23 protein-coding genes are annotated in these 23,736 nt (G+C 69.8%); 6 read left to right on the top strand and 17 right to left on the bottom strand.

Annotated elements, in window-relative coordinates:
* Positions 1–18: 18 nt before the first annotated feature.
* The gene (locus AC0IY1_RS10210) at positions 19–972 is read left to right on the top strand and encodes a metallophosphoesterase (protein WP_471769300.1); all 954 of its coding nucleotides are present in this window, start codon (positions 19–21) and stop codon (positions 970–972) included.
* 55 nt (positions 973–1,027) lie between these two features.
* Here AC0IY1_RS10210 and AC0IY1_RS10205 read toward each other — a convergent pair whose 3' ends face one another.
* From AC0IY1_RS10205 to AC0IY1_RS10170, 8 genes are all read right to left on the bottom strand, one after another.
* Complete coding sequence (locus tag AC0IY1_RS10205) at positions 1,028–1,156, bottom strand: hypothetical protein (protein WP_277996193.1); 129 nt, start codon at positions 1,154–1,156, stop codon at positions 1,028–1,030.
* Positions 1,157–1,266: 110 nt separating this feature from the next.
* Positions 1,267–2,799, bottom strand: coding sequence for an acyl-CoA carboxylase subunit beta (locus AC0IY1_RS10200; RefSeq protein WP_055950365.1), 1,533 nt, complete (start codon positions 2,797–2,799; stop codon positions 1,267–1,269).
* A 104-nt stretch (positions 2,800–2,903) separates the two neighbouring features.
* On the bottom strand, positions 2,904–3,698 hold the full coding sequence (locus AC0IY1_RS10195; RefSeq protein WP_471769298.1) for an ATP12 family chaperone protein: 795 nt from the start codon (positions 3,696–3,698) through the stop codon (positions 2,904–2,906).
* A 127-nt stretch (positions 3,699–3,825) separates the two neighbouring features.
* Entirely contained in the window at positions 3,826–4,503 is a 678-nt protein-coding gene (locus AC0IY1_RS10190) for an HAD-IA family hydrolase (RefSeq protein WP_471769296.1), read from the bottom strand.
* Positions 4,504–4,534: 31 nt separating this feature from the next.
* On the bottom strand, positions 4,535–5,020 hold the full coding sequence (locus AC0IY1_RS10185; RefSeq protein WP_471769295.1) for a hypothetical protein: 486 nt from the start codon (positions 5,018–5,020) through the stop codon (positions 4,535–4,537).
* 152 nt (positions 5,021–5,172) lie between these two features.
* Entirely contained in the window at positions 5,173–6,675 is a 1,503-nt protein-coding gene (locus AC0IY1_RS10180; RefSeq protein ID WP_471769293.1) for an RluA family pseudouridine synthase, read from the bottom strand.
* Between the two features lie 91 nt (positions 6,676–6,766).
* Positions 6,767–8,014: an Hsp70 family protein gene (locus AC0IY1_RS10175; RefSeq protein WP_055950348.1), complete on the bottom strand. Its 1,248-nt coding sequence runs from the start codon at positions 8,012–8,014 to the stop codon at positions 6,767–6,769.
* A gap of 232 nt (positions 8,015–8,246) precedes the next feature.
* A complete protein-coding gene (locus AC0IY1_RS10170) occupies positions 8,247–9,749 on the bottom strand; it encodes a carboxypeptidase M32 (RefSeq protein WP_471769291.1) in 1,503 nt (500 codons plus the stop codon).
* A gap of 319 nt (positions 9,750–10,068) precedes the next feature.
* On the opposite strand from AC0IY1_RS10170, the gene AC0IY1_RS10165 reads away from it, so the two are divergent.
* Positions 10,069–10,446 carry a hypothetical protein gene (locus AC0IY1_RS10165; protein ID WP_471769289.1) on the top strand — a complete coding sequence of 126 codons (378 nt, stop codon included), beginning with the start codon at positions 10,069–10,071 and terminating at the stop codon, positions 10,444–10,446.
* A 55-nt stretch (positions 10,447–10,501) separates the two neighbouring features.
* Here AC0IY1_RS10165 and AC0IY1_RS10160 read toward each other — a convergent pair whose 3' ends face one another.
* The 7 genes from AC0IY1_RS10160 to AC0IY1_RS10130 all read right to left on the bottom strand — a co-directional run bounded on the left by AC0IY1_RS10160 (position 10,502) and on the right by AC0IY1_RS10130 (position 17,127).
* On the bottom strand, positions 10,502–11,818 hold the full coding sequence (locus tag AC0IY1_RS10160; RefSeq protein WP_471769287.1) for a replication-associated recombination protein A: 1,317 nt from the start codon (positions 11,816–11,818) through the stop codon (positions 10,502–10,504).
* 139 nt (positions 11,819–11,957) lie between these two features.
* Positions 11,958–12,257, bottom strand: a complete 300-nt coding sequence (locus AC0IY1_RS10155) for a hypothetical protein (protein ID WP_471769286.1) — start codon at positions 12,255–12,257, stop codon at positions 11,958–11,960.
* A gap of 18 nt (positions 12,258–12,275) precedes the next feature.
* A complete protein-coding gene (locus AC0IY1_RS10150) occupies positions 12,276–12,578 on the bottom strand; it encodes an EndoU domain-containing protein (RefSeq protein WP_471769284.1) in 303 nt (100 codons plus the stop codon).
* Between the two features lie 113 nt (positions 12,579–12,691).
* Positions 12,692–14,155: a Do family serine endopeptidase gene (locus tag AC0IY1_RS10145; RefSeq protein ID WP_471769436.1), complete on the bottom strand. Its 1,464-nt coding sequence runs from the start codon at positions 14,153–14,155 to the stop codon at positions 12,692–12,694.
* A 136-nt stretch (positions 14,156–14,291) separates the two neighbouring features.
* Positions 14,292–15,053, bottom strand: a complete 762-nt coding sequence (locus AC0IY1_RS10140) for a hypothetical protein (RefSeq protein WP_471769282.1) — start codon at positions 15,051–15,053, stop codon at positions 14,292–14,294.
* 330 nt (positions 15,054–15,383) lie between these two features.
* Entirely contained in the window at positions 15,384–15,746 is a 363-nt protein-coding gene (locus AC0IY1_RS10135) for a phasin (RefSeq protein ID WP_103709973.1), read from the bottom strand.
* Between the two features lie 127 nt (positions 15,747–15,873).
* Positions 15,874–17,127: a glycosyltransferase gene (locus tag AC0IY1_RS10130; RefSeq protein ID WP_471769280.1), complete on the bottom strand. Its 1,254-nt coding sequence runs from the start codon at positions 17,125–17,127 to the stop codon at positions 15,874–15,876.
* Positions 17,128–17,269: 142 nt separating this feature from the next.
* Here AC0IY1_RS10130 and AC0IY1_RS10125 point away from each other — a divergent pair, with 142 nt between their 5' ends.
* Together AC0IY1_RS10125 and AC0IY1_RS10120 are read left to right on the top strand one after the other, a co-directional pair.
* A complete protein-coding gene (locus AC0IY1_RS10125; protein ID WP_471769278.1) occupies positions 17,270–18,544 on the top strand; it encodes a glycosyltransferase family 4 protein in 1,275 nt (424 codons plus the stop codon).
* A 103-nt stretch (positions 18,545–18,647) separates the two neighbouring features.
* A complete protein-coding gene (locus AC0IY1_RS10120; protein WP_055950325.1) occupies positions 18,648–18,830 on the top strand; it encodes a hypothetical protein in 183 nt (60 codons plus the stop codon).
* A gap of 106 nt (positions 18,831–18,936) precedes the next feature.
* On the opposite strand, the gene AC0IY1_RS10115 is transcribed toward AC0IY1_RS10120, so the two are convergent.
* Together AC0IY1_RS10115 and AC0IY1_RS10110 are read right to left on the bottom strand one after the other, a co-directional pair.
* Complete coding sequence (locus AC0IY1_RS10115; protein ID WP_471769276.1) at positions 18,937–20,619, bottom strand: acyl-CoA dehydrogenase family protein; 1,683 nt, start codon at positions 20,617–20,619, stop codon at positions 18,937–18,939.
* Between the two features lie 211 nt (positions 20,620–20,830).
* The gene (locus tag AC0IY1_RS10110; protein WP_471769274.1) at positions 20,831–21,703 is read right to left on the bottom strand and encodes a DMT family transporter; all 873 of its coding nucleotides are present in this window, start codon (positions 21,701–21,703) and stop codon (positions 20,831–20,833) included.
* Positions 21,704–21,847: 144 nt separating this feature from the next.
* Here AC0IY1_RS10110 and AC0IY1_RS10105 point away from each other — a divergent pair, with 144 nt between their 5' ends.
* The gene (locus tag AC0IY1_RS10105) at positions 21,848–22,732 is read left to right on the top strand and encodes a YihY/virulence factor BrkB family protein (RefSeq protein WP_055950316.1); all 885 of its coding nucleotides are present in this window, start codon (positions 21,848–21,850) and stop codon (positions 22,730–22,732) included.
* Positions 22,733–22,865: 133 nt separating this feature from the next.
* Positions 22,866–23,687: a transglutaminase-like domain-containing protein gene (locus AC0IY1_RS10100; protein ID WP_471769272.1), complete on the top strand. Its 822-nt coding sequence runs from the start codon at positions 22,866–22,868 to the stop codon at positions 23,685–23,687.
* The last annotated feature ends 49 nt before the right edge of the window (positions 23,688–23,736 follow it).

Here is a 23,736-nt window from a genome sequence, read left to right as displayed (position 1 = left end):
CGACCGAGGAGCCTGACCATGCTGATCCTGCCGAGCCGCCGGCAGTTCCTGACCGGGCTCGGGGCGAGTGCGGGTGTCGTCGGGTCGACGGGCGTCTACGCCTTCGGCATCGAGCCGCTCTACCGGCTCGTCGTCACGCCCTACGCGCCTGTCCTTCCGAACTGGACCCCCGGCTTGTCCCTGCGCGTGGCCGTGCTGGCCGACTTCCATGTCGGCGAGCCGTTCATGCCCCTCGACCGGATCGCCGAGATCGTCGACACCACCAATGCGCTGAAGCCCGATCTCATCCTGATGCTGGGGGACTACCCGGCCGGACCGAATGTCACCTACCGGAAGGTCCCGCTGACGGACTTCGCCCGGGTGGTGTCGGAGCTCCGCGCCCCCCTCGGCGTCTACTCGATTCTCGGCAACCACGATTGGTGGGACGACAAGCAGGCGCAGGCGCGCCGCGACGGACCCGTGGAGGCGCAGCGGGCGCTGGAGGGGGTCGGGATTCCCGTCATGGAGAACGACGCCCTGCGTCTCGTGAAGGACGGCAAGCCGTTCTGGATCGCGGGCGTCGGCGACCAGATCCCGTTCCTCGTGGACGATGACGCGGGTGGGCGCGACGACCTGCCGGGCACGCTCGCGAAGGTGACCGATTCCGCGCCCGTGCTCCTGATGATCCACGAGCCGGACCTGTTCCTCGACGTGCCGGACCGCGTGTCCCTGACCCTCGCGGGCCATACCCATGGCGGCCAGGTTCGCCTGTTCGGCTACTCGCCGGCCATTGCGGCGATCCACGGCAACAACGATTTCGCCTACGGCCACGTGGTCCGGAAAGGCCGCCAGATGATCGTCTCGGGGGGGTTCGGCGTCAGCCGCATCCCGGTGCGCCTGGGGGTGCCGCCGGAGATCGTCCTGCTGAACCTCGGCGGCGCGTCCGATCCGGCGGGCAAGACCGTCCAGGGAACCGGGCACGCCCAGGGCTGAAGGGTCCTCGGCCGCAACCCGGCGCGGGCTTGACCCGCACCGGTGCCCTGCGGGCCTACTTCTTGCCGGCTTTCGGCGCGGCCACCACCGTCCCCTTGGTCGAGGGCGCCGCCGCGATCGTCTTCGTCACCGGCTTCTTGGGCTTCTTCGCCTCGCGACTTCCACGCTTCTGTTCAGTCGCCATGACCTGTCTCCTCCCGGTTGTGGGTGCGGGATCATGGCACCGTTCCGGGAATAGGCCACCGGAATGTTTCGCGACGCTGGCTCGGTCGGACACCGGGCCGGTCCCCGCCCTCAGAGCGGGATGTTGTCGTGCTTCTTCCAGGGCTGCTCCATCTCCTTCGTGCGCAGCATGCTGAGGGCCCGGGCGATGCGCTTGCGCGTCGAGTGCGGCATGATCACCTCGTCGATGTAGCCCCGCTCGGCGGCCACGAACGGCGAGAGGAAGCGGTCCTCGTACTCGCTGGTGCGCTCGGCGATCTTCTGCGCATCGCCGATCTCGCTGCGGAAGATGATCTCCACGGCGCCCTTGGCCCCCATCACGGCGATCTGCGCGGTCGGCCAGGCGTAGTTCAGGTCGGCACCCACGTGCTTGGACGCCATCACGTCGTAGGCCCCGCCGAAGGCCTTGCGGGTGATGATGGTCACCAGGGGCACGGTGGCCTGGGAGTAGGCGAAGAGCAGCTTGGCGCCGTGCTTGATCAGGCCGCCGTATTCCTGCGCGGTGCCCGGCAGGAAGCCCGGCACGTCCACGAAGGTGACGATCGGGATCGAGAACGCGTCGCAGAAGCGCACGAAGCGGGCCGCCTTGCGGGAGGCGTCCGAATCGAGCACGCCGGCCAGAACCATCGGCTGGTTGGCCACGAAGCCGACGGTCCGGCCTTCGATGCGTCCGAAGCCCGTCATGATGTTGCGGGCGTAGGTCGCCTGGATCTCGAAGACGTCGCCCTCGTCGGCCACGCGCCGGATCAGCTCGCCCATGTCGTAGGGCTTGTTCGGGTTGTCCGGGATCAGCGTGTCGAGGCTCAGGTCGAGGCGCAGCGGATCGTCGAAGCTCTCGATCTCCGGCACGCCGTCGATGTTGTTGGCGGGCAGGAAGTCGACCAGGCGGCGGACCTGCAGCAGGGCCTCGACGTCGTTCTCGAACGAGCCGTCGGCGATGGAGGACTTGGTCGTGTGCACCTTGGCGCCGCCGAGTTCTTCCGCGGTCACGACTTCGTTGGTGACCGTCTTCACCACGTCGGGGCCGGTCACGAACATGTAGCTCGTGTCGCGCACCATGAAGATGAAGTCGGTCATGGCCGGCGAATAGACGTCGCCGCCCGCACAGGGGCCCATGATGACCGAGATCTGCGGGATGACGCCCGACGCGGCGACGTTGCGGCGGAAGACCTCGCCGTAACCGCCGAGCGCCGCGACACCCTCCTGGATACGGGCGCCGCCGGCATCGAAGATGCCGATGATCGGCGCGCGCATCTTCAGCGCCATGTCCTGGACCTTGACGATCTTGGCCGCGTGCGCCTCGGACAGGGAGCCGCCGAACACCGTGAAGTCCTTGGAGAACAGGAAGACGGTGCGGCCGTTGATGGTGCCCCAGCCCGTGACCACGCCGTCGCCGGGGATCTTCTGCTTCTCCATGCCGAAATCGGTGGAGCGGTGCTGCACGAACATGTCGAACTCCTCGAACGACCCGTGGTCGAGGAGGAGCTCGATGCGCTCGCGCGCGGTCAGCTTGCCGCGCTTGTGCTGGGCCACGACGCGGTTCTCGCCGCCGCCGAGGCGGGCCTGGGCGCGCCGCTCTTCCAGCTTCTCGAGAATGTCCTTCATGCGCGCCCAGCCCTGGTTGGAGAGATCCCGTCGCGTTCCGCACGAACCTTGGCGGTCGCGATTTGAACCGGCCTTAGCACGCGGCGCTTTCCGCGAAAATCGATTTAACGGCTCAATTGGGCCAACTGGGCCGCGGCCTCGAACTCGGCTTGCCGAACGGCGTGGCGCGCCTCGGCTTCCGCGTCACGGCCCCAGACGCTCGCCTGATACGCCTCGTCGACATGGGCCGCCGTCCAGGCATCGGTCGGACCGACCTGACCCCGCAACACCGCGAGGGCGAGGACGAGCGATCCGCTCAGGGTGGTCAGCGTGTGGAGGGCGGCCAGCCGGAAAGGACCTTCGGTCTCGCCGATCGCCCGGCGCAGGGCCGCCACGGTGGTGGCCGGCTGGGTGACGTGCATCACGCCCTCGCCCAGGATGAAGCGCGCGCCGAGATCCCGGTGCGCCCAGTCGAGGATCGGGTCCCAGGCCTCGGCCTGGGCGCGCACGAGGCGCTCGGGATCGCCGGCGCGATACGCCAGCAGGTCGGTGCCCGCGTAGGCCGAGAGGTCGTCGATGACCGCCTCGCGGCGCGGCGCGACCCCGTCGATGGCGGTGTTGGCGAGCCGCGTCAGGGGCATGGTGGCGGGGTCGATGACCGCGACCTGCGCCGCCCACTCGGCGGCCACGGCCTCCGCGAGGGCGCGCGTCGGCAGGGCGAGGGGATTGCGCGCCGGCGTGTTCGCCGGGCGCCCGTCGAGGGTCAGCCGGAAGCCGTCGCCATGCGGGGCGAGGCCGGCCTCCGCGTAGAACCGCTTGGGCAAGGCGGGCTTGCCCGGGCCGCGCGCCGCGCGGGTCGGATCGGGCTGGGCGGGGGGCTCGGGCTCACCGAGCCAATCGGGTTTGGAAGCGTCGCTCATGGTCCTGCAGATAGGGCATCGCGGCGCGGGCTGCGAGACGCCTCGCCTCTCCGCTTCCGTCTCGCGCCTTGGATCTCGGGTCCCGGGTCTCGGGCTTCGCACCTTGGGTCGCGGGTCTCGCGCCCGGTCAGGCCCGAATCGCCGCCCCGGCCTGCGGATCGCCGGAGAAGAGGGCCCCGAGATCCTCCGCGGTGTCGACGACGATGGAGGCGCCGGCACCGAACAGCGCACCGACGGGATGGTAGCCCCAGGCCACGCCCACGGCAGCGGCCCCGGCATTGATCGCCATCGTCATGTCGTAGGTGGTGTCGCCGATCATCACGGTGGCGTCCGGCGAGATGCCGGTCTCCGCCATCGCCTGGAGCAGCATGGCCGGATCGGGCTTGGAGGGCGCGTCGTCGGCGCTCTGGGTCGTGGCGAACCAGCCCCCCCAGCCGTGGGTCTCGATCAGGCGATCGACCCCGCGCCGCGCCTTGCCGGTGGCGATCCCGAGTTGCACGTCGTCGCGCGCATGCAGGCGCGTGAGCAGCGCTTCCATGCCGGGAAACAGCGGCTCCTCGAAGCTCGGGTCGAGGCGCAGGATGTTGAAGGCGCGCTTGTAGCTCTCGGACAGGCCCTCGATCGGGCCGTCGTCCCCGACCAGGCGGCGGAAGGCCTGCGGCAGGGACAGGCCGACCACCGAGAGCGATTCCATCCGGCTCGGCGCCGTCAGGCCATGCTCGGCGAAGGCCACGCCCTGCGCGGCCACGATGAGGTGCTGGCTGTCGACGAGGGTTCCGTCGACGTCGAAGACGATGAGCTTCACGGGTTCGGACTCGTGCGGTGAGCGGCCTTCCTCACGGCTGTCGGGTGCTCTGGGGCTGACCGTTTCGGGGGCGATCATAGCCGAGCTTGCACCGGACGAGGAACCGACGCCGGGCCCCGCCGCGCAGACCGCGCGTGTGCGAGATGCGGTTGCAGGCTGCGTAGGATCGCCGCCGGGGCCGGCCGACCTGTGCCGCGCCACGGCCACCGGCCGTCCCCACGGCCTGGCTGGCGCCCGCCGGTCGCGAGCCCTGGCCCTGCGCGCCCGACCCTTGGCCCTGCGCGCCTGACCCTTGGGGCTGGGCGGCGGGCGCCGAGGGCGGCTGCGGTCCCGAATTCGGCGGTGTCGCCTGCGGCGGGGGCGAGGCCGGCGCCTGGGCCGACGGCGGCGCCTTGGTCTGGGCGGGCGGCGTGGCCTGTGCGGTCGCGGCGGTGCTGAGCGTGCTGCCAGCGCCGATCGCCGTGAGTGCCAGGAGGGCGAAGCCGATCGCCGGCGTCAGGATCGTGTCTCGATGCATCGTGGCGCGACGGTCCTTGGCCGGTGGCAACGCGCCCGCCGGGATGGATCAGGAGGATAAGGTATGGCGGGCGCTTGCCAAGGTGCAACCGTGGCCGCCCTCCCCCTCGTCCTCTGGCGAGGTGCCGCACCTCCCGGAGGTGGGCGCGGGCCTCAGGCTTCCGGCGCCTCCACGATGGGATCGTAGCGGGACGCGTCGAACCCGAGCAGGTTCCAGCTCTGCGCCATATGCGGCGGAAGCGGGGCCGTGACGTCCACGGGCTGGCCCGTGCGCGGGTGCGGGATCACGATTCTGCGGGCGAGCAGGTGCAACCGGTTCTGAATGCCGCCGGGCAGCTCCCAGTTCTCGATGCTGAAGTATTTCGGGTCGCCCACGATGGGGTGCCCGATATGGGCGGCGTGGGCCCGCAACTGGTGGGTGCGCCCGGTCACCGGCTTCAGGGAGAGCCAGGACAGCTTCTGCGCCGCGTTGTCGACCATGGCGTAATACGTCAGGGCATGGGCGGCGCCCTCGTCGCCGTGCTTGGCGACCCGCATGCGCGCATCCGCGTCCGTGGGCTCCTCCTTGGCGAGGTAGGTCGAGATCCGGCCCTGCGCCACCCGCGGCACGCCGGCCGTCAGGGCCCAGTAGACCTTGCGGGCCGAGCGCGACCGGAAGCTCTTGGCCAGCGTCGCGGCGGCCAGCCGCGTCTTGGCCACGATGAGGCAGCCCGCGGTGTCCTTGTCGAGGCGGTGTACGAGGCGCGGCTTCTGGCCGTCCTTGCCCGTCAGCGCCTCCAGGAGACCGTCCACGTGGCGCACGGTGCCGGAGCCGCCCTGCACCGCGAGGCCGAAGGGCTTGTTCAGGATCATCATCTCGGCATCCTCGTAGAGGATGAGCGAGCGGATGAAATCGGCGTCGGTGGCGTCCTTCGCGGCCGAGCGGGGGCGCTCGCCCTGGGCCTCGAGCTTGAGTGGCGGCACGCGCACGCTCATGCCCGGCTCGAGCCGATCGTTGGGCTTGGCACGCTTGCCGTCGACGCGGAGTTCGCCCTTGCGCACGATGCTCTGGACGCGGGTGAAGGGAAGCTGGGGAAAACGCGTGGTGAGGAAGCGGTCGATCCGCATCCCGGCCTCGTCCTCCTCCACCGTGAGGGTCTGGACGCCGGAGGCCAGGGTGGCGGAGGCGGCCGCGCGCTGCTCGCGCCGGGTCGGTCCCTCCGGCACCGGCGTGGTCGCGCGCGGGGCCGCGCCCGGGCGACGCGCCGGCGCGCCACCGGCCGGTGCCGGCCGCTCGGCGCGGGTGCGCGGCGCACGCCGGGGGGCTTCGTCAGGTTTCTCGAAGTGGTCCTGCGCGAAGCCGTCACGTTCAAAGCCGTCAGGGGACCCGGTCTCGCGGTCCCGGGCCTCCTGACCGGGGCGCCAGGGCGCATGCTTGGCCGCGGCATCTCCGCGGGCCTGTGCTGCCCGCTGGGCGGCATCGAGGGCGCTGGTGCGCGGCCCTGTGCGCTCGCGGTCCGGCCGCTTGAAGGCGCCCGGCTTGCCGGGCCGGCCGGGGCGGCCAGGAGCAGCGCCGCGTCCGGTGCCGGCGCCCGGGCCGGTACCTTTGCCGGCGCCCGGGCCTTTGCCGGCTCCCTTGCGCCCGGAGCCGCCGCGTGAAGGTGGTCGTGTGGTCATGGCGTGCTCGTAACACCCGACGGCGCCACCACAAAGGGCGCACGGCGCGTGTCGCCCGTTCGCGCCGATGTTTCGGGCCTTCCCGGCGGCGTCAGGCTGCGCGTCGCGCCGCTTCGAGGGTCAGCCCGGTGCCCACGGAGCCGAAGGTGTCGCCATCGACCACCCGGGCGTTCGGGACGCCGGCGGTCAGGGCGGCGCGGACATGCGGCAGGCCGGTGGAGCCCCCGGTGAGGAACAGGGCGTCGATCCGGTCGGCCGTCAGGCCGGCCTGCGCGAGGCACCTTTCGATCCGCTCGGCGATCCGTCGCGCGAGCGCGTCCGTCTGGACCATGAGGCCCTGCCGGTCGATCTCGGCCTCGAGGCCCGCCTCGACCCAGTCCAGGTCGATCCGGCCCTGGCCCGCTTCCGAGGTCGCGATCTTGGCGCCTTCCACCTCCATCGCCAGGGAATGCCCGCGCTCGGCTTCGACGACGGTGTGCAGCCGCGCCAGCAGGTCGGGACGCTGCGCGTCGCGGCGAACCTCCTCGATCTCGCGCAGGGTCTTGGCATTGTAGAGCCGGTTGATGCTCGACCAGGTGGCGAGGTCGTGGAAATAGCCCGTGGGGACGTCGATATCGCCCCGCGTCATCGGGCTGCCGAGGCCGAGCAGCGGCATCACCGTGCCGAGGCTCAACCGACGGTCGAAGTCGGTCCCGCCGATGCGCACCCCATCGTTGGCCAGGATATCGCCGCTGCGATCGGGCCGCGCATGACGCTCCGGCGAGAGGCGCACGATGGAGAAGTCCGAGGTGCCACCGCCGATATCCGCGATGAGGGCGATCTCCTCCGCGCGGACCTGCTGCTCGTAATCGAGGGCGGCCGCGATCGGCTCGAACTGGAACGAGACGTGGCGGAAGCCGATGCCGGTGGCGATCGCGCGAAGGGCGTCCTCGGCGCGGGCATCGCCCTCCGGATCACCGTCGACGAAGTGAACCGGCCGGCCGTGGACGACCGTGTCGAGGGCGCGGCCCGCCTCAGCCTCCGCCCGCGTCTTTACGGCTGCGAGGTAGCGCGCGATGACGTCGCGGAACTTGATGCGCTCGCGCCCGACCGGGGTCGTCTCCTCCAGGAGGGACGAGCCCAGCACCGACTTGAGGCTCCGCATCAACCGGCCCGGCGTGCCCTCGAGGTACTCGGCCATGGCGGCGCGACCGACGAAGGGCGCCTGCCCCGGTGGGAAGAAGATCGCGCTGGGGATCGTGACGTGGCGCCCCTCCAGGGGCACGAGCTGCGGGCGCTGTCCGGTGACGAGGCCAAGGGTGGTGTTCGAGGTGCCGAAATCGAGGCCGCAGGCCGCCATGAGGATCTCCGGACATCAGGTCCGCTGAGGTAAGGGGCCGTCGGCCTACAGGCTGACCCGCTTCCGGTCCACCATCCTGCACGCGCGGAGCCCCGGGCCGGGGCGGATCGCGCCGCGCTGCAACGGTTGGACCGCGCGACTTTTCGACCGCCTGACTCTTGGACCGCCCGACTTGTCGACCCCACGCGAGATCGCCACGCGTTCGGGCAGCCCGCAGCGGCGGTGCGGATCCTCAGACCGCCCCCTCGCCGAGATACCGGAGCCGCAGGTGATCCATGAAGTCTTGCGCGCCGAGGGGTTTGCCGGTGGCGGCGGTGAGCAGGTCATCGGTCTCGAGCAGGGAGCCGCGGGCGTGGACGGCGTCGCGCAGCCAACCGCGCAGGGCCGTGAAATCGCCGCGGGTCAGATCGGCCGGGACGCTCGGCACCTGTTCCCGCGCCGCGCGGAACAGCTGCGCCGCCGCCATCGCGCCGAGGGTGTAGGTCGGGAAGTAGCCGAAGCTTCCGCTCGGCCAGTGGATGTCCTGGAGGCAGCCCTGCCGGTCGTCGGGGACGGTGAGGCCGAGGAGATCGTGCAGGCCGTCGTTGAAGGCGCCGGGCAGGTCGGAGACGGCGAGATCGCCCGCGATCATCGCGGTCTCGAGGGCGTAGCGCAGGAGGATGTGGGCCGGATAGGTGACCTCGTCCGCATCCACCCGGATGAAGCCCGGCGCCACCCGCGTGTAGCACCGGTACAGGTTCCGGGCGCTCCAGGCGGGGCCTTCCCGGCCGAAGGCCTCCGCCAGGATCGGCGCGAGATAGGCGCAGAACGCCTCCGAGCGGCATGCCTGCATCTCCACCAGCAGCGACTGGCTCTCATGCAGGGTCATGCCGCGGGCCGTCCCCACCGGCTGGTGATGCCACGCGGCGGGCAGGCCCTGTTCGTAGAGGGCGTGGCCGGTCTCGTGCAGCACGCCCATCAGGGCGCTGGTGGCATCGGCGTCATCGTAGCGGGTGGTGATCCGCACATCGTCCGTGGCGCCGCCGCAGAAGGGGTGAAGGCTGACATCGAGCCTGCCCCGCTCGAAATCGAAGCCGACGGCGCGCATCAGCCGTTCGCCGACCGCCTTCTGACCCGCCACCGGAAATGGGCCGGTCAGCGGCAGCGGGGCCGGCTCCCGCGCCTGGCGCGCGTGGGCCGCCGCGATCAGGTCCGGCAACGCGGCGCGCAGCTGGGCGAACAGCGGGTCGATCGTCCCGCGGCGCATCCCGGGATCGTAGCCGTCGAGAAGGGCGTCGTACGGATCGAGGCCGAGGGCGGAGCCCTTCGCCACGCCGACCTCCCGCTGCAGCCGCAGGGTCTCGCCCAATGCCGGCGCCAGCATCGCGAAATCGGCGCGCGCCCGCGCCTCGCGCCAGATCATGCCCGAGTGCGAGGACGCCTTCGAGCTCGCGGCGACGAGATCGGCCGGGACCGCGGCGGCGTGGAGATAGGCCCGGCGCATCTCACGCAGGTTCGCCCGTTCCCACGGCCCGAGGCTCGCGGCGTCGTCCAGGGACCGGGCGATCAGGTCGCCGGTCTCGGCGGCCGTCAGGATCTCGTGGCCGATGACCGCGAGGTGCGCGAGCTGCTCGGCCCGCATGTCGGCCGCCCCGGCGGGCATCAGCGTCTGGCGGTCCCAGTGGAGAAGCCCTGCGGCGTCACCGAGGGCGCCGAGGCGCGCGAAGCGGGCGGAGAGGATCGCGTAGGCCTGCATGCTGACTCGGAGGGTCCTGTCGGAGCGAGGCGTGGGCACGACACGGTGCCGGCCGGCCGCGGGAAAACGGGTCTGGGGCGTCACGCGCCGGACGGCCCGCGGCGCGAATCCCACCATGGCGGCCCCCAGGTTGCAAGGCCGGCGCGCGCGATCGCCTCGTCCCGAGGCCCGGCCGGCGCTGGGTAGCGCACACCGCGCAAGACTTGGTCCTCGCAAGACTTGTCCCTCGCGAGATTTGCTTTCCTGCGTGCCGGTGCAGATTCGCCGCGGGTCGAAGCAGTTAAGACGATGTTAGCGGAATCGATCCAGTCTGAGCGATATGGATACCTTGCCCTTTCCGCAGAGCCACGACTCCGCTGTGTTCGACTTCAGCGAATTCCCGCTGGCGCCGAACGGCGCGGTCCCCGGGGCGACCTTGGTCTTGGATACGCCGCTGGCGAATTTGGACGCAACCACCACCGGGTCGCAGCCCAATCCCCTCCTCCGCAAGCTCCTTCCCTGGATCGGCGCGCAGGTCGCCGCGGCCATCGGCCTCGGCACCTGTCTGGCGCAGGCGATGCCGCCCGTCGCCGCGACGCCGATCCTGACCAACGAGACGGCCTTCGCCCTGCGCCTGGGCGAGGCGGCGGAGTTCACCGGACCGGTCCCGAGCGCCATCCGGGACGGCTTTCATCTCCGCCTCGGCGCGGACGACTAGGCTCCCGCCGCCGGCGCGCGGGGTTCGCGGACCTTCGGCGGGCGGGACGGGAGGGTCAGGCCTCGTCGGTGCGTCGCTGCCGGCGCAAGGCCTCCCAATGGGCCAGCCGCTCGGTGTAGCGCTGCTCCATGCCGCGATCCGTGGGCGCGTAGACACGCTGGCGCCCGAGCTTCTCCGGCCAGTAATCCTGGCCCGAGAAGGCGTCGGGCTCGTCGTGATCGTAGCGATAGCCCTCGCCATAGCCGATCTTCCGCATCAGCTTCGTCGAGCCGTTGAGGATGGTGCGGGGCGGCGGCAGCGAGCCGTGTTCCTTCGCGATCCGCGTCGCGGCCTTGTAGGCGTTGTAGACCGCGTTCGATTTCGGGGCGCAGGCGAGGTAGACCGTCACCTGGGCGAGCGCCAGTTCCCCCTCCGGCGAGCCGAGGAAGTCGAAGGCGTCCTTGGCGGCGGTCGCCACCACCAGGGCCTGCGGGTCGGCCAGCCCGATATCCTCCACCGCCATGCGCACGAGGCGGCGGGCGATGAACAGGCGGTCCTCGCCGCCATCGAGCATCCGGCAGAGATAGTAGAGCGCCGCGTCCGGGTCGGAGCCGCGCACCGTCTTATGCAGGGCGCTGATGAGGTTGTAGTGCCCCTCATGGGACTTGTCGTAGATCGGCGCCCGCCGCTGGATGATCGCCTGCAGCTGTTCGGCATCGAAGATCTCGCCGGGCTTGGCCGAGCGCCAGACCTCCTCGGCCAGGGTCAGCGCGGCGCGCCCGTCCCCGTCGGCCATGCGGACCAGAACGCCCCGCGCCTCCGCGTCGAGGGGAAGCGGTTGCCCGGTCAGGGCCTCCGCCCGCAGCAGCAGCTTGGCGATGGCCGCGTCGTCGAGCGCGCGGAACAGGAGGACGCGGGCGCGCGACAGGAGTGCGGCGTTCAGCTCGAAGGAGGGGTTCTCCGTGGTGGCGCCGACCAGCGTCACCGTGCCGTCCTCCATCACGGGCAGGAAGGCGTCGAGCTGCGCCCGGTTGAAGCGGTGGATCTCGTCGACGAAGAGCAGGGTGCCCCGCCCCATGGCCCGGCGCCCGCGCGCCGCGTCGAACACCTTCCGGAGTTCGGCGATGCCCGAGAAGATCGCCGAGATCTGCTCGAAATGCAGGTCGGTCTCGTGCGCCAGCAGCCGCGCCACGGTGGTCTTGCCGGTGCCCGGGGGCCCCCAGAACACCAGCGAGCCGAAGGAGCGGGCGTTGAGGAGCCGGGTCAGGGCCCCGTCGGGCCCGGTCAGGTGCTCCTGCCCGACGACCTCCGCCAGGGTTTTCGGACGCAGGGCATCGGCGAGGGGGCGGGGGGCGGCGTTTGCCAAGCCGGCCGAGGCGAACAGATCGGACATCGGCGCATCAAAGACGCGGGTGACGCCGCTTAGCAACCGAGCCTTCGCACCTGTCACCAACGATCCGGCGCATGTCGCTGCGCGGTGCTCCGCCTTCGTCCGAAACACCCGCTGGAAACGGACTTCGGATGAGGGTCGACTACAGGCGAAGGGACGATGGCCGTTGCTCGTGCCGCAGCACCTCCCCGGACACTTCGGGATCGAGGTCGCCGAAGGTGTTGTAGAGGTCTTCCACGGCGGCGAGTTGCGCGATCACCGTCTCGTCGAGCCTGATGTCGTGCGCGGCGATCGCCGAGAAGAGCGTATCAGCCGCCAGACCGAGCTCGCCCGCCGCGATGAACGAGCGGATGTCCGTCGCATCGTGGTCGCCCAGTTCGCTCTCGATGGCCTGGAGGATCCCGGCGAGAATCGCGGCTTTTGGCTGAAGGGCGTCGCTCATGACGGAGCACCAACCTGTCTAGAGAGGAAATCCCGTGATGACCCGGCCGTTCCGGTCGACGACCACCCTGACCCGAACACCCGATCGCACCCCTTCGACAATCAGGCGGCCCTGGTAACTCGGCCGCTTGGGAAGCGTCGGATCCAGCGCGATCTCGGAGATCTTATCAAGGATCGTCTGATCCGACCATGATCCTGGAAAGTGCGACTTTCCGGGATGTCCGGTTCGCGGCGAGTGGCCGCCCCCGTTCGTGTCCCCGTGGAGGATATGAGCGGCGCGTTCCGCCGTGACGTTCGAGGGCAGCCTGAGTGACACGCCCATCTCCGGCATCCGGCGTCCGAGAAGCGACGCACCGATCTCAACTTTAGGTTGTAGTTAGCGTCTTGCGCTCGCCGAGGCAAGCGGCTGGCGTGAGGCGGCGCGCTTCGAACGTGCTAGCCCCCGAACATCGAGGTCATGACCTCGCCGCCGCGGTTGATCGAAACCTCCCACATGTTGAGGCTGTTGCGGGTGATCCGCTCGAGGTCCTTCGTGGTGGCGACGGGCATGCCGTTGATGGCCACGATCATGTCGCCCTTCTGCAGGCCGGCCCGCGCGGCGATCGAGCCCTCGTCGACGCTGGCGACCGCGACGCCGTCCGCGGGGAAATCGGCCTGCAGCTCCTCCGCCACGGCGGGTGACGTGTTCATCAGGGTGGCGCCCAGGAAGGGCGAGCGGGTCCGCACCTTGAGGGTCTCGCGCGGACGCGTCTCCGGCGCGGGGCTGAGCTTCACCGAGACGCTGGAGCGTCCGGTGCCGCGCAGGATGCCGAACTGGGTTTGGCCGCTGAGCCCCTTCAGGGCGAAGCGGTAGCCGAAGGCTTCCGGATCGTCGACGCTCTTGCCGTCCACCGTGAGGATGAGGTCGCCGCGCTTGAGGCCGGCCTCCTCCGCCGGGCTCTTGGCCTGGAGGCTGGCCACCAGCACGCCGGTGGGATGATCGAGGCCCATGCTCTCGGCGATATCGGGCGTCACGCTCTGCACGCGCGCGCCGAGCCAGGGGCGCCGCACGGCGGTGGCTCCACCCTTGGCGGTCTCCACCACGGCGCGGACCATGCTGGCGGGAATGGCGAAGCCGATGCCGTGGCTGCCGCCCGATTGCGAGTAGATCGCGGTGTTGATCCCGACCAGCTGGCCCTGGAGGTTGACCAGGGCACCACCGGAATTGCCCGGATTGATGGCCGCATCGGTCTGGATGAAGAACTGATAGTCGGAGGAGCCGACCTGCGTGCGCGCCAGCGCCGAGACGATGCCCTGCGTCACCGTCTGGCCGACCCCGAACGGATTGCCGATCGCCATCACGAAGTCGCCGACCTCGAGGGACTCGGAATCGCCGAAGGCCATCGGGATCAGCCCGCCGGACGGGCTCTTGATCTTGACCACGGCGAGATCGGTGCGGGGGTCGCGCAGCACGATGGTGGCCTCGAACTCGCGCCGGTCGGCGAGCGCGATGCGCACCTCGTTCATGTTCTCGATGACGTGGTTGTTGGTGATGACGAGGCCGGATTCATCGACGATCACCCCGGAGCCGAGGGATTTCTGGGCGCGTTCGCCCGGCGCGCCGCCGCGCCCGCGGCCCCCGCCATTGTCGCCGAAGAAGCGCCGCATGAACTCGTCCATGGCGCTGCGGCTCTGGCCCCGCGTGTCCACGTGCGAGGCGTAGACGTTCACCACGGAGGGGGCGGCCCGCTTCACCACGGGGGCGAAGGAGAGCTGCACCTGGCCCTTGGCGAGGGGGACGACCTTGTCGGGCGTGCCTGGCTCGGGGGCAGCCGGCGACTTCATCATCTGCGCCGTGGCAGGCGCGGCGGCGAGCGTCGCGGTCAGCAGCGGGACGAGCAGAAGGAGGGTGCGCGGCATGAGGGACGTGCGCGGCATGGAAACTCCCGGAACGAGGGCGCGGCGCCCTGCCCCGGTCTGGGACGGCGCCGCGACGGATTCCGGGATATCTAGACGGGTCGGGCCGCCGGCGCGAGGGGCGCCGGCACCGGATGTGTCAGCGCCGGCCGATCGTGCCGGTGAACCGGCTGGCGCGCCTGGCGAGGGCCGCGAAGCAGCTGAGCGACGCGTCGGCCGCGCGCTGCATCTCGCTGACCTGGAGGCGGATGGCATCGGCCGGATTCTTGGCCCCCGAGAGGGCCTGCCAGTGGGCCAGAGCCGCAGCGCCCTCGCCGCGCAGGTAGCTGAGCACGGTGGTGTTCACCTCACCGAGTTCGCCCAGCACCCCGGAGATCCGCACCCCGGAGATCCGCCCTTCGGAGATCCGTGGCGACAGGGCGCGTTCGGCGCTCGTGCCGAACGAAGCCGGGGAGCCTTCGCGGGCGGACATCGCCGCCGGCAGGGGCTCGGCCATGGTCGCGGGCAGGGTCCGAACGACGGTCTCGACGGCGTCGGTCGCGGCCTCGAGCGTTTCCCGCACGCCCGCGGCCGGTGCCGCCGTCTCCTCCGGGACCACGGTGAGATCCGCGACGCGGTCCGGGGTCTCGGTCGCGGCCGGAGCGGACGCGGTCACGACGGGGGATGGCTCGCCATCGCTGTCGCTCGCCGTCGCCAGCGCGCCCGGGGACACACCTTCGAGGAGCGCGTCATGGACGTTCCGCCCGTGTTCCGATCCCGGGGATTCCGTCTGCGAGAAGTCCTGTCCCGAGGATTCCTGTCCCGAGGATTCCTGTCCCGAGGATTCCTGTCCCGAGGATTCCGGTCCCGATGACTCCTTCGGATCACCAACCGCGACAGCCTGTGCGATGTCGGTGTTCATCGGCCCATCTTCCTGGCTGGCCGCGGTCTGCGGCAGCGTTCCGGCTCGGTCCTGAGCTTTGGAGGGCGTTCTGCGCCGTCTGGCCATGGCTTTGTGTCTCCTTGCCGCTTCGGGGGACGAACGACGTCAGGGGAAGAATAGCCCGAATCGGCGGGATGTCTGCGGGGCGCCGCGCACACGGCCGGCGCCCCGTGATGCGGACGGCGACGTCCGCGGATTCCCGTGATGCGGACGGCGACGTCCGCGGATTCCCGCGATGCGGACGGCGACGTCCGCGAATCCCAACGATGCGGACGGCGACGTCCGCGGGTCGCGAGTCCGAGGCCGGGCTCAGGCCGAGGGGCGAAGGGTGTTCTGGGCCACGGCGCCCAGATCCTTGGCCTGCGCCTGCAGGTTGGCGATCTGGCTGCGGATGAATTCGGCCTGCAACGCCATCGCCTCGCGGACGTCGCGGGTCCGGACCAGCTTCTGCGCGAAGTCGAACGTCGCGGCGGCGTTCTCCTGAACCTGGTCGAGACCCTTCGCGACGACGGTCTGCAAGGATTCCTGCACCGACTTCGACGTGGTCTGCATCTGCTCGGCCGTCTTGACGGCCGTTCCGATGAAGCTGCTCACGGCCGTACGGGCCTGATCGACGCCCTTCTCGGCGAAAGCGCGCATCTCGGCGGGGATCTCGAAGGTCTGACCGTTCATCTGGCTTCTCTCCACTGTGCATCGACTCATTCAATGCAGTGCGAGAGACTTATGTTGCGGTGCAACATCTGCGTCAAGATCACGGATCTCGAAAGTTGCAGAATTTTGCCAAGTTTCGGCGCCGTCTTCAAGCCGCCGGGGCGATGGCCCGCGCGTGCTCCGGCGCGACGGCCCGCGTCGCGAGGATGCGCTCGTAGACCGCGATCAGCGCATCGCTGTGAGCCCCGAGCGTCATCGGGCTCGCCCAGTAGCGGGCATGCGCGGCGGCGCCGAGACGGGCCGTAAGGGCGTCGTCGTGGAGCGTGGCGGCAGCCCGCGCCCAGGCCTCAGGCTCCGGAGAAACGGAATAACCGTTCACCCCATCGAGGACTTTCTCGGAAGCGCCGGAGCGGTTCGAGGCCAGGACCGGGATGCCGTGGGCCAGGGATTCGTAGACCGTCAGCGGCCCGGTCTCGTACCAGCGTGACGGCGCAGCGATCGCCCGGGCCCGGCGGCGCAGCAGCGCCCAGACCGCCTCCGGCGTCTGCCAGCCGACGAGTTCGACCCCGGGGCGCCCACGCAGTTCGTTCTCCAGGGGACCGGTGCCGACGAACAGGGCCGGAAGCCCGGCGGCCTGGGCGGCGTCCGCGACGAGGTCGACGCCCTTCTCGCGGGTCAGGCGGCCGACATAGGCCAGGGCATCGCCCCGGGCCGGATCGGCCGGCCCCTGCTTCGTGACGCCCACCGGGTTGTCGACCCGGTGATGGGTGACCGAAAGGCCCTCCAGGAGCGCCCCCATGCGCGCCACGCTCGCGTCGCAGACGTGAATGACGTCGAGACGCCGGCGCTTCAGGGCGGCGCGCAGGGAGACCGAGCGTCCGACGCGGACCAGCTTGTGGAGCCGGCTCCGGCCGTCGCAGGGCGCTGCGATGCAGGCGGCCGAGAGCGGCTTCAGCGCGCAGGGTTCTGCCTGATCGAAGCGATAATAGACGCCGTTCGGGCAGGCGAGAAAGTAGTCGTGCAGGGTCGTGACGACGGGCAGGTTGCGCGCGAACAGGGCCGGGAAGACGCTCGGCGACAGGCTGCGCGTCCATTGATGGAGATGAATCAGGTCCGGCCGCACCGGCAACGCGTCGAGGGCGGCTCCGAGACGGGCCGCGGCCTCCGCGTCCCAGAGCCCGGTGAGCGCGGCGCGATGCGTCGGACGCTGCCAGATGTCGGTGTTGCCGAGGCCGATTCGACGGATGCGGGGATGCGCCAGCAGGGCATCCACCGGACCGTCGATGGCCTGGATGTAGGTCACGTCGAGTCCGGCCTCGGCGAGGCCGCGTGCCGATTCGACGGCCACCTTCTCGGCGCCGCCGCTCGCCACCGCGAACTCCGCCAACACGACGATCTGCATGTGAGGTCCGAGACTGTGTCGAGGCCCGAGGAATTCGAAGCGGGTCGTCCGACGACCACCGCAAGAGATCGGATTTACCGGCGATCAACGTACGTTCGGTAAAGATCGGCGAAGACCTTGTCGTTGGCCGGGACTGTCCACCATGCACCTCGTCCTCGTCGTGGACCATGCCTTCATCAATGGCGGACAGGCCAAGGTGGCCCTGGATTCCGCGCTCGGCCTGCGCGCGCGGGGCCACAGCGTCACGGTGTTCGCCGCGGTCGGTCCCGCCGATCCGCGCCTGGAGGCGGCCGGAATCCGCGTGGTCTGCCTCGGTCAGGACGATATCGGCACGACGACGAACAAGCTCGCCTTCGCCGCCCAGGCGATCTGGAACCGTCCGGCCGCCCGGCGCCTGGCCACGGCGTTGCAGGGCCTCGACCCGCGCGACACCGTCGTCCACGTCCATGCCTTCGCCAAGGCGCTCTCGCCCTCGATCGGGCGCAGCCTCGCGGCGTCCGGTCTGGCGCTGCTCTACACGATGCACGAGTTCTTCCTCGTCTGCCCGAATGGCGGCTTCTACGAGTATCCGGCCGCCCGGATCTGCCACCGCACGCCGATGTCCCTGGGCTGCCTGAGCACGAACTGCGATGCCCGCAGCTACCCGCGCAAGCTGCTGCGGGTGGTGCGCCACCTCGGCCTCGAGCATGTGGCCGGCCTCAAGGCGCTGTTCCCGCACGTCGTCACGCTCAGCGCCCTGCAGGAACGGGTGGTCGCCCCGCATCTTCCGAGCGCGACCCGCTTCCACCGGGTCGACAACCCCATCGCGGTGGACAAGGCCCCTCTCCGCTCGGGGCCGCCGGGCGAATTCCTGTTCGTCGGGCGCATCTCCACCGAGAAGGGCGCGCCGATCTTCGCCGAGGCGGCCCGCCGCGCCGGAATCCGGCCGGTCTTCGTCGGGGACGGGCCGGCCCGCGCCGATCTCTCGGCCCGGTATCCGGAGGCGGTGATGCTGGGCTGGCGCGACGAGGCCGGCGTCCAGGCCCTGATGCGACGGGCCCGAGCCCTGGTCTTTCCCAGCGTCTGGTACGAGGGCCAGCCCCTCACGGTGTACGAGGCCCTCGCCTGCGGCGCGCCCGTGATCGTCAGCGATGCCTGCGCCGGCCGGGAGGCGGTGGAGGATGGCGAGACCGGCTTCTGGTTCCGCTCGGGCGACCCGGATTCCCTCGCGGCGCACCTCGTCCGGCTCTCCGACGATGCGCTCGCCGAGCGCATGAGCCGGGCGGCCTACGAACGCTACTGGGCCTCACCCCTGACGTCGGATGCGCATCTCGACCGCCTGATGCAGGTCTACGACTTCGTCCTGCGGGAGGCCCGGACGGCGCCCGCCCGCCCCGACCGGGCCACGACCCGGACGCAGATCCCGGCAGCCCCCTGAGGGCGGATCCCGGCGCGTCCATGGAAACCGGACGCGCCCGCGGCGTTGTCCCGGACGATGTGCCGACGCAGGCGCGGACCTACGAACCGAAGGAGTGCCCAGGATGGCCGATCACCAGAAGACGCCGGAGACCGACATCATCTCCACCACGGGCCAGGCAGCCCCGAAAGGATCCGACAGGAACCGTCCCGAGAATCAGAAGGGCGAACTCGACGAGCGCCTCGACGAGGCCCTGGAGGAGACCTTCCCGTCGAGCGACCCCGTGTCGGTCAAGATCACGAAGTAGCGCGACCTCGACGACACCCTGTTTGAATACCAGACCGCCGGGGCGATCGGATCGCCCCGGCGGTCTCGCGTCATCGGCCTCGCAACGCGGTGCCGGTCCTCGCGGCTCAGGCGGCTTCGAGCAGGCGGCGCGCGATGACCTGGGCCTGGATCTCGGCGGCCCCCTCGAAGATCGACAGGATGCGGGCGTCGCAGAGCACGCGGCTCACCGCGTATTCCAGCGCGAAGCCGTTACCACCATGAATCTGCAGGGCATTGTCGGCCGCCGCCCAGGCGACACGGGCGCCCAGGAGCTTGGCCATGCCGGCCTCGAGGTCGCAGCGCTTGCCCTCGTCCTTCTCCCGGGCCGAGAAGTAGGTCAGCTGCCGGGCGATGTTGATCTCCACCGCCATCATGGCGATCTTGTCGGCCACGCGGGGGAAGTTGATCAGGGCCTTGCCGAACTGCACCCGCTCCTCGGCGTAGCGCAGGCCGAGGTCGAGGGCGTTCTGCGCCACGCCGATGGCGCGGGCTGCCGTCTGGATACGCGCCGATTCGAAGGTCTGCATCAGCTGGGCGAAGCCCTTGCCCTCGACCTCGCCGAGCAGGTTGGCAGCCGGGACCTCGAAGTTGTCGAAGGCGAGCTCGTATTCCTTCATGCCGCGGTAGCCGAGCACGTGGATCTCGCCGCCGGACAGCCCCTGGACCGGGAACGGCTCGGCATCGGTGCCGCGCGGCTTCTCGGCGATGAGGAGCGACAGGCCCTTGTGGCCCTTCTCCTCCGGCTTGGTGCGCACGAGGCAGGTCATGATGTCGGCGCGCACGGGGTGCGTGATCCAGGTCTTGTTGCCCGAGATCTTCCAGACATCGCCGTCCCTGACGGCCTTGGTGCGCAGGCTCGCGAGATCGGAGCCGGTGTTCGGCTCGGTGAACACGGCGGTGGGCAGGGTGTCGCCCGAAGCGATGCCGGGCAGGAAGCGGTGCTTCTGCTCCTCGGTGCCGCCGCACAGGATCAGCTCGGCGGCGATCTCCGAACGGGTTCCGAGGGAACCGACACCGATATAGGCGCGCGACAATTCCTCGGAGACCACGCACATCGAGATCTTCGGCAGGCCCATGCCGCCGTACTCCTCGGGAATCGTCAGGCCGAAGACGCCGAGTTCGGCCATCTTGGTGACGATCTCCATCGGGATGTAGGCGTTCTGGCTGTGCCACTCGTGAGCATGTGGCACGACCTCGGCAAGGCCGAAGCGGCGCATTTCGGAGCGGATCGCTTCCATGTCCTCGTCGAGGCCGGACTTGCCGATGGTGGCCGCGCCGCCATTGTCGCGGATGCGGGCCACGAGGGCGGCGCGGTTCTCGGGGGTGTTGCCTTCGGCGATCAGGGTCTCCACCGCCTCGGTACGGAACTTGGCGACCTCGCGCGCGCCCAGGCCCAGGGAGCCGGTGGGTCGCACCATCTCGCCCTGGCTCATCGGGATACCGGAGAACATTTGATCGAGGTACTCGCCGAGGCCGATCCGGACCAGGAGGCTCTCGGTCTCGCCGAACTCCCCGCTGTCCGTGAGGCGCTGGCCGTAGGCCCCGAGCTCCCGCACGCCCTCGGCGTAGGTTGCGATCCAGGCGAGGCCATGCGTGGCGTGCTGCTGCATCTCCATCTTCTCGGCCGAGATCTTGCCCTCGTCCGACAGGATCGTGGCGCGCACGCGCCGCGTGGCCTCGGCGACAAGACCCTTCGCGGCCTCGGCCGCATCACGGGCCAGGGTCACGAGATCCTGCGGTTCGGTCGAGACGACGGGGGAGGCTGACATGGTAAGCTCGCTGGCAAAAGAATGGGGGTTTGTAGTTCATTATAGGCAGGTTTGCTGCGCCTGTAGAGGCGTCTCGCCGCACTGCGGCACTATCCCGCCTGAATTCATTATGCGCCAAGCCGAAAAGCCGTGATTTCTCTTTGCTATTCGAGGGATGATGAATTTTATTGAGATGTTTCTCAAAGAAAAAGTCGATCTCCGAACCCGTCGATCACCCCTGGCTGGCGAGCGCCACGCCCAGAGTGGCGATGACCATGCCGCCCATCTGGATCGGCGCAAGTGCCTCGCCGAACAGTGCGTAGGCCATCGCCGCTGAGACTGGCGGGACGAGGAACAGCAGCGCGGCGACCCCCGCCACCGCGCCGCGACGGATCAGCAAGAGCAGCAGCAGGATACCTCCGACGGAGTTGACGAGGACCGACCAAGCGAGGCCGAGCCACAGGGAGGTGGACGCATCGAAGCCACCGGTGCCGAAGATGAGGGCGACCGGTACGGCAAGGAGAGCGGCTCCCACGAACTGAATGGCGGCGTTGCTGAGGAGGTCCCCTCCGGCCCCGTATCGCTTCTGCAAGAGGGTGCCACCCGTCATCGCCGCCATCGCGAAGAGGCAGGCAGCCAGAGCCGCGACCGGGATGCCGGCCGAATCCGATGCGCCGATCTTCGGCAACAGGACGAAGAGCGCACCGGCGAAACCGGTCGCGATGCCGAACCAACGTCGCCGGCTCACGGTCTCTCCGAGGGCGGGCCCCGCCAGGGTCGCAGTCAACAGGGGCTGAAAGCTGCCGACCAGGGCGGCGATGCCCGCCGGCAAACCATGCTGCACCGACCAGAACACGCCGATGACGTAGATCCCCTGCATCAACACGCCCGCAAACGCGGCATGGAGCCAGCCGGCTCGGCCACGCGGCCAGCGTGCGCGGAGCACGAGAGCGAGGCCCCCCAGCACGAGCGCGACTGCGACCACGCGGATTGCCACGAAGGTGAAGGCCTCGGCATGGGGAGCCACGAAGCGGGCCGCGACGAAGCCCGTCGCCCAGATCAAAACGAAAAGGGCGGGAACGAGGAACGGAGCGGGAGCGGGCATGATGGCAGCCACGCATCACACGGCCGCGTCGAATTCAAGCGGGTACGGCGCTGGGTCACGCACGGTACGTTGCGCGAACAGGCTGCGTTGCGTTTAGAAGACACGCCTACCCGCCTGCCCCGTTCGAGGACGACCCCCCGCCCCGTGAGACGTCTCCGCAAGCCTTTCGAGATCGCAGGCGTCGCCGCCCTGCGCTTCGTCGCCCATGACGGCTGGGCCATCGCCAGCCACATCGCTCTCTCGAGTCTGACCGCGCTGTTTCCGTTTCTGATCCTGCTCGCAGCCTTGGCCGGCCTGTTCGGGACGAAATCGCTCGCCGACGAAGCCAGCGTCCTCATCTTCGATGCCTGGCCGCGCGAGGTGGCCAAACCCATCGTCAACGAGGTGCACCGGGTGCTGACCGAGCAACGCGGCGGCGTGCTCACTCTCGGCGCGCTTTTGGCGCTGTACTTCTCATCCTCGGGTGTGGAGAGCCTGCGCGTCGGGTTGAATCGCGCCTACGGCCTGCGCGAGGTGCGGCCCTGGTGGCTGACGCGTCTCGAATCTATCGGTTACGTCGTCTGCGGCGCCTTCGCGATGCTGGCCTTTGCGCTCCTTGTAGTGCTGGGCCCGCTGATCTGGCGCAAAGTCATCAACGTGGCACCGGGGCTCGAGCCCCTCAGCTTGACCGTCGCGATCGGACGGATCGGTATCACGGCCTTCCTGCTCCTCACCGTGCTGGTGATCGCTCATAAGTTTGTGGCAACAGGGCGTCGCTCCGTCTTGGCAGTGGTTCCCGGGATCGCGGTGACGTTGCTGCTGTGGTTTCTGGCCGGCCTCGGGTTCGGCTACTACCTGGACCGCTTCTCCAACGCCTACGCCTCCACCTATGGTGGCCTTGCCACCGCGATGGTGTTCCTCGTGTTCCTCTATTGGCTAGCCGCGATGTTCCTGTTCGGCGGTGAGATCAATGGCACCGTCATTGCAGCGCGACGCGTGCGGCTTCAGGCGCGGATGCAGGAGAAGCAGGCGCGGGCCCGGGGGCTCTGAACCTGCACTGCTTCATCTGCGCGCAGGGCGCGCGATGACATCCGTCTGTGACCCTGGCGGCCTAGTGTCTCGGTCCGAGCGCGGGCAGTGAGGGCGCAGGCGGCGGCGCGGCGGGCGGCCCGGGGGAGCTTCGATGCGAATTAGGTTCGGTTGCGAGATGGGCTATGACTTCCCTCAGCCGACGCCCGTGATCGCCCGCCTGAACTCCTATCCGTCGAACGGCTTGGCTGCCGTACCGCCGGACGTGCTCACCCTCGATCCGCCGCTGCCCCTGCGGACCTTCCGAGATGTCTTCGGCAATCGGACCGTGCGCTTCGTAGCTCCCGGGGGCGCCCTGACCCTCAGCGTTCATGCCGAAACTGAGGATGACGGCGCCCTGGATCCAGTCGTGCCGGAAGCCGAGGAGCACGCGGTCGAGGATCTACCAGAAGAGGCTTTGCCGTTCCTCGTGGCGAGCCGCTATTGCGAATCCGACCTGCTTTCGAACGAGGCCTGGGGACTGTTCGGCGACCTTGACCCCGGGTGGTCGCGCGTGCAGGCGATCTGCGACTTCGTCCACGACCACATCACCTTCGGCTACGGGTATGCCCACGTCGACCGCACCGCTGCCGACGCCTTCGCGAGTCGGCGCGGTGTATGCCGCGACTATGCTCACCTGTTCGTCGCCTTTTGCCGGGCCCTGAATATCCCGACTCGGTACTGCACTGGCTATCTCAGCTTCATCGGAGAGCCTGAACCGCATGCTCCAGGCGATTTTGCCGCCTGGACCGAGGTCTACCTCGGCGGCGCCTGGCACGTCTTCGACCCGCGCAACAATGCCCCTCGTCGGGGCCGGATCCTAGTGGCACGCGGGCGCGATGCGGCGGACGTACCCCTGACCCACACCTTCGGATCGAACCGCCTGACAAGATTCCGGGTCTGGGCGGAAGATGCGGCGCTGTCTGCGGCGGATTGATCGCCTGCACCGCATTGGGTGGTATCGGACCGTACCTGACGGCCGTCCG

This window comes from Methylobacterium sp. AC690, from assembly GCF_979256535.1.
This window is presented reverse-complemented; position numbering and strand designations above follow the sequence as displayed.

Coding starts and splice junctions, on each gene's coding strand:
- AC0IY1_RS10160 (WP_471769287.1), bottom strand. CDS start 11,818: ATGTCCGATCTGTTCGCCTCGGCCGGCTTGGCAAACGCCGCCCCCCGC.
- AC0IY1_RS10125 (WP_471769278.1), top strand. CDS start 17,270: ATGCACCTCGTCCTCGTCGTGGACCATGCCTTCATCAATGGCGGACAG.
- AC0IY1_RS10175 (WP_055950348.1), bottom strand. CDS start 8,014: ATGGCGGCCTGCGGCCTCGATTTCGGCACCTCGAACACCACCCTTGGC.
- AC0IY1_RS10155 (WP_471769286.1), bottom strand. CDS start 12,257: ATGAGCGACGCCCTTCAGCCAAAAGCCGCGATTCTCGCCGGGATCCTC.
- AC0IY1_RS10145 (WP_471769436.1), bottom strand. CDS start 14,155: ATGCCGCGCACCCTCCTTCTGCTCGTCCCGCTGCTGACCGCGACGCTC.
- AC0IY1_RS10165 (WP_471769289.1), top strand. CDS start 10,069: ATGGATACCTTGCCCTTTCCGCAGAGCCACGACTCCGCTGTGTTCGAC.
- AC0IY1_RS10180 (WP_471769293.1), bottom strand. CDS start 6,675: ATGACCACACGACCACCTTCACGCGGCGGCTCCGGGCGCAAGGGAGCC.
- AC0IY1_RS10170 (WP_471769291.1), bottom strand. CDS start 9,749: ATGCAGGCCTACGCGATCCTCTCCGCCCGCTTCGCGCGCCTCGGCGCC.
- AC0IY1_RS10115 (WP_471769276.1), bottom strand. CDS start 20,619: ATGTCAGCCTCCCCCGTCGTCTCGACCGAACCGCAGGATCTCGTGACC.
- AC0IY1_RS10150 (WP_471769284.1), bottom strand. CDS start 12,578: ATGGGCGTGTCACTCAGGCTGCCCTCGAACGTCACGGCGGAACGCGCC.
- AC0IY1_RS10210 (WP_471769300.1), top strand. CDS start 19: ATGCTGATCCTGCCGAGCCGCCGGCAGTTCCTGACCGGGCTCGGGGCG.
- AC0IY1_RS10135 (WP_103709973.1), bottom strand. CDS start 15,746: ATGAACGGTCAGACCTTCGAGATCCCCGCCGAGATGCGCGCTTTCGCC.
- AC0IY1_RS10130 (WP_471769280.1), bottom strand. CDS start 17,127: ATGCAGATCGTCGTGTTGGCGGAGTTCGCGGTGGCGAGCGGCGGCGCC.
- AC0IY1_RS10100 (WP_471769272.1), top strand. CDS start 22,866: ATGCGAATTAGGTTCGGTTGCGAGATGGGCTATGACTTCCCTCAGCCG.
- AC0IY1_RS10110 (WP_471769274.1), bottom strand. CDS start 21,703: ATGCCCGCTCCCGCTCCGTTCCTCGTTCCCGCCCTTTTCGTTTTGATC.
- AC0IY1_RS10185 (WP_471769295.1), bottom strand. CDS start 5,020: ATGCATCGAGACACGATCCTGACGCCGGCGATCGGCTTCGCCCTCCTG.
- AC0IY1_RS10195 (WP_471769298.1), bottom strand. CDS start 3,698: ATGAGCGACGCTTCCAAACCCGATTGGCTCGGTGAGCCCGAGCCCCCC.
- AC0IY1_RS10120 (WP_055950325.1), top strand. CDS start 18,648: ATGGCCGATCACCAGAAGACGCCGGAGACCGACATCATCTCCACCACG.
- AC0IY1_RS10140 (WP_471769282.1), bottom strand. CDS start 15,053: ATGAACACCGACATCGCACAGGCTGTCGCGGTTGGTGATCCGAAGGAG.
- AC0IY1_RS10205 (WP_277996193.1), bottom strand. CDS start 1,156: ATGGCGACTGAACAGAAGCGTGGAAGTCGCGAGGCGAAGAAGCCCAAG.
- AC0IY1_RS10200 (WP_055950365.1), bottom strand. CDS start 2,799: ATGAAGGACATTCTCGAGAAGCTGGAAGAGCGGCGCGCCCAGGCCCGC.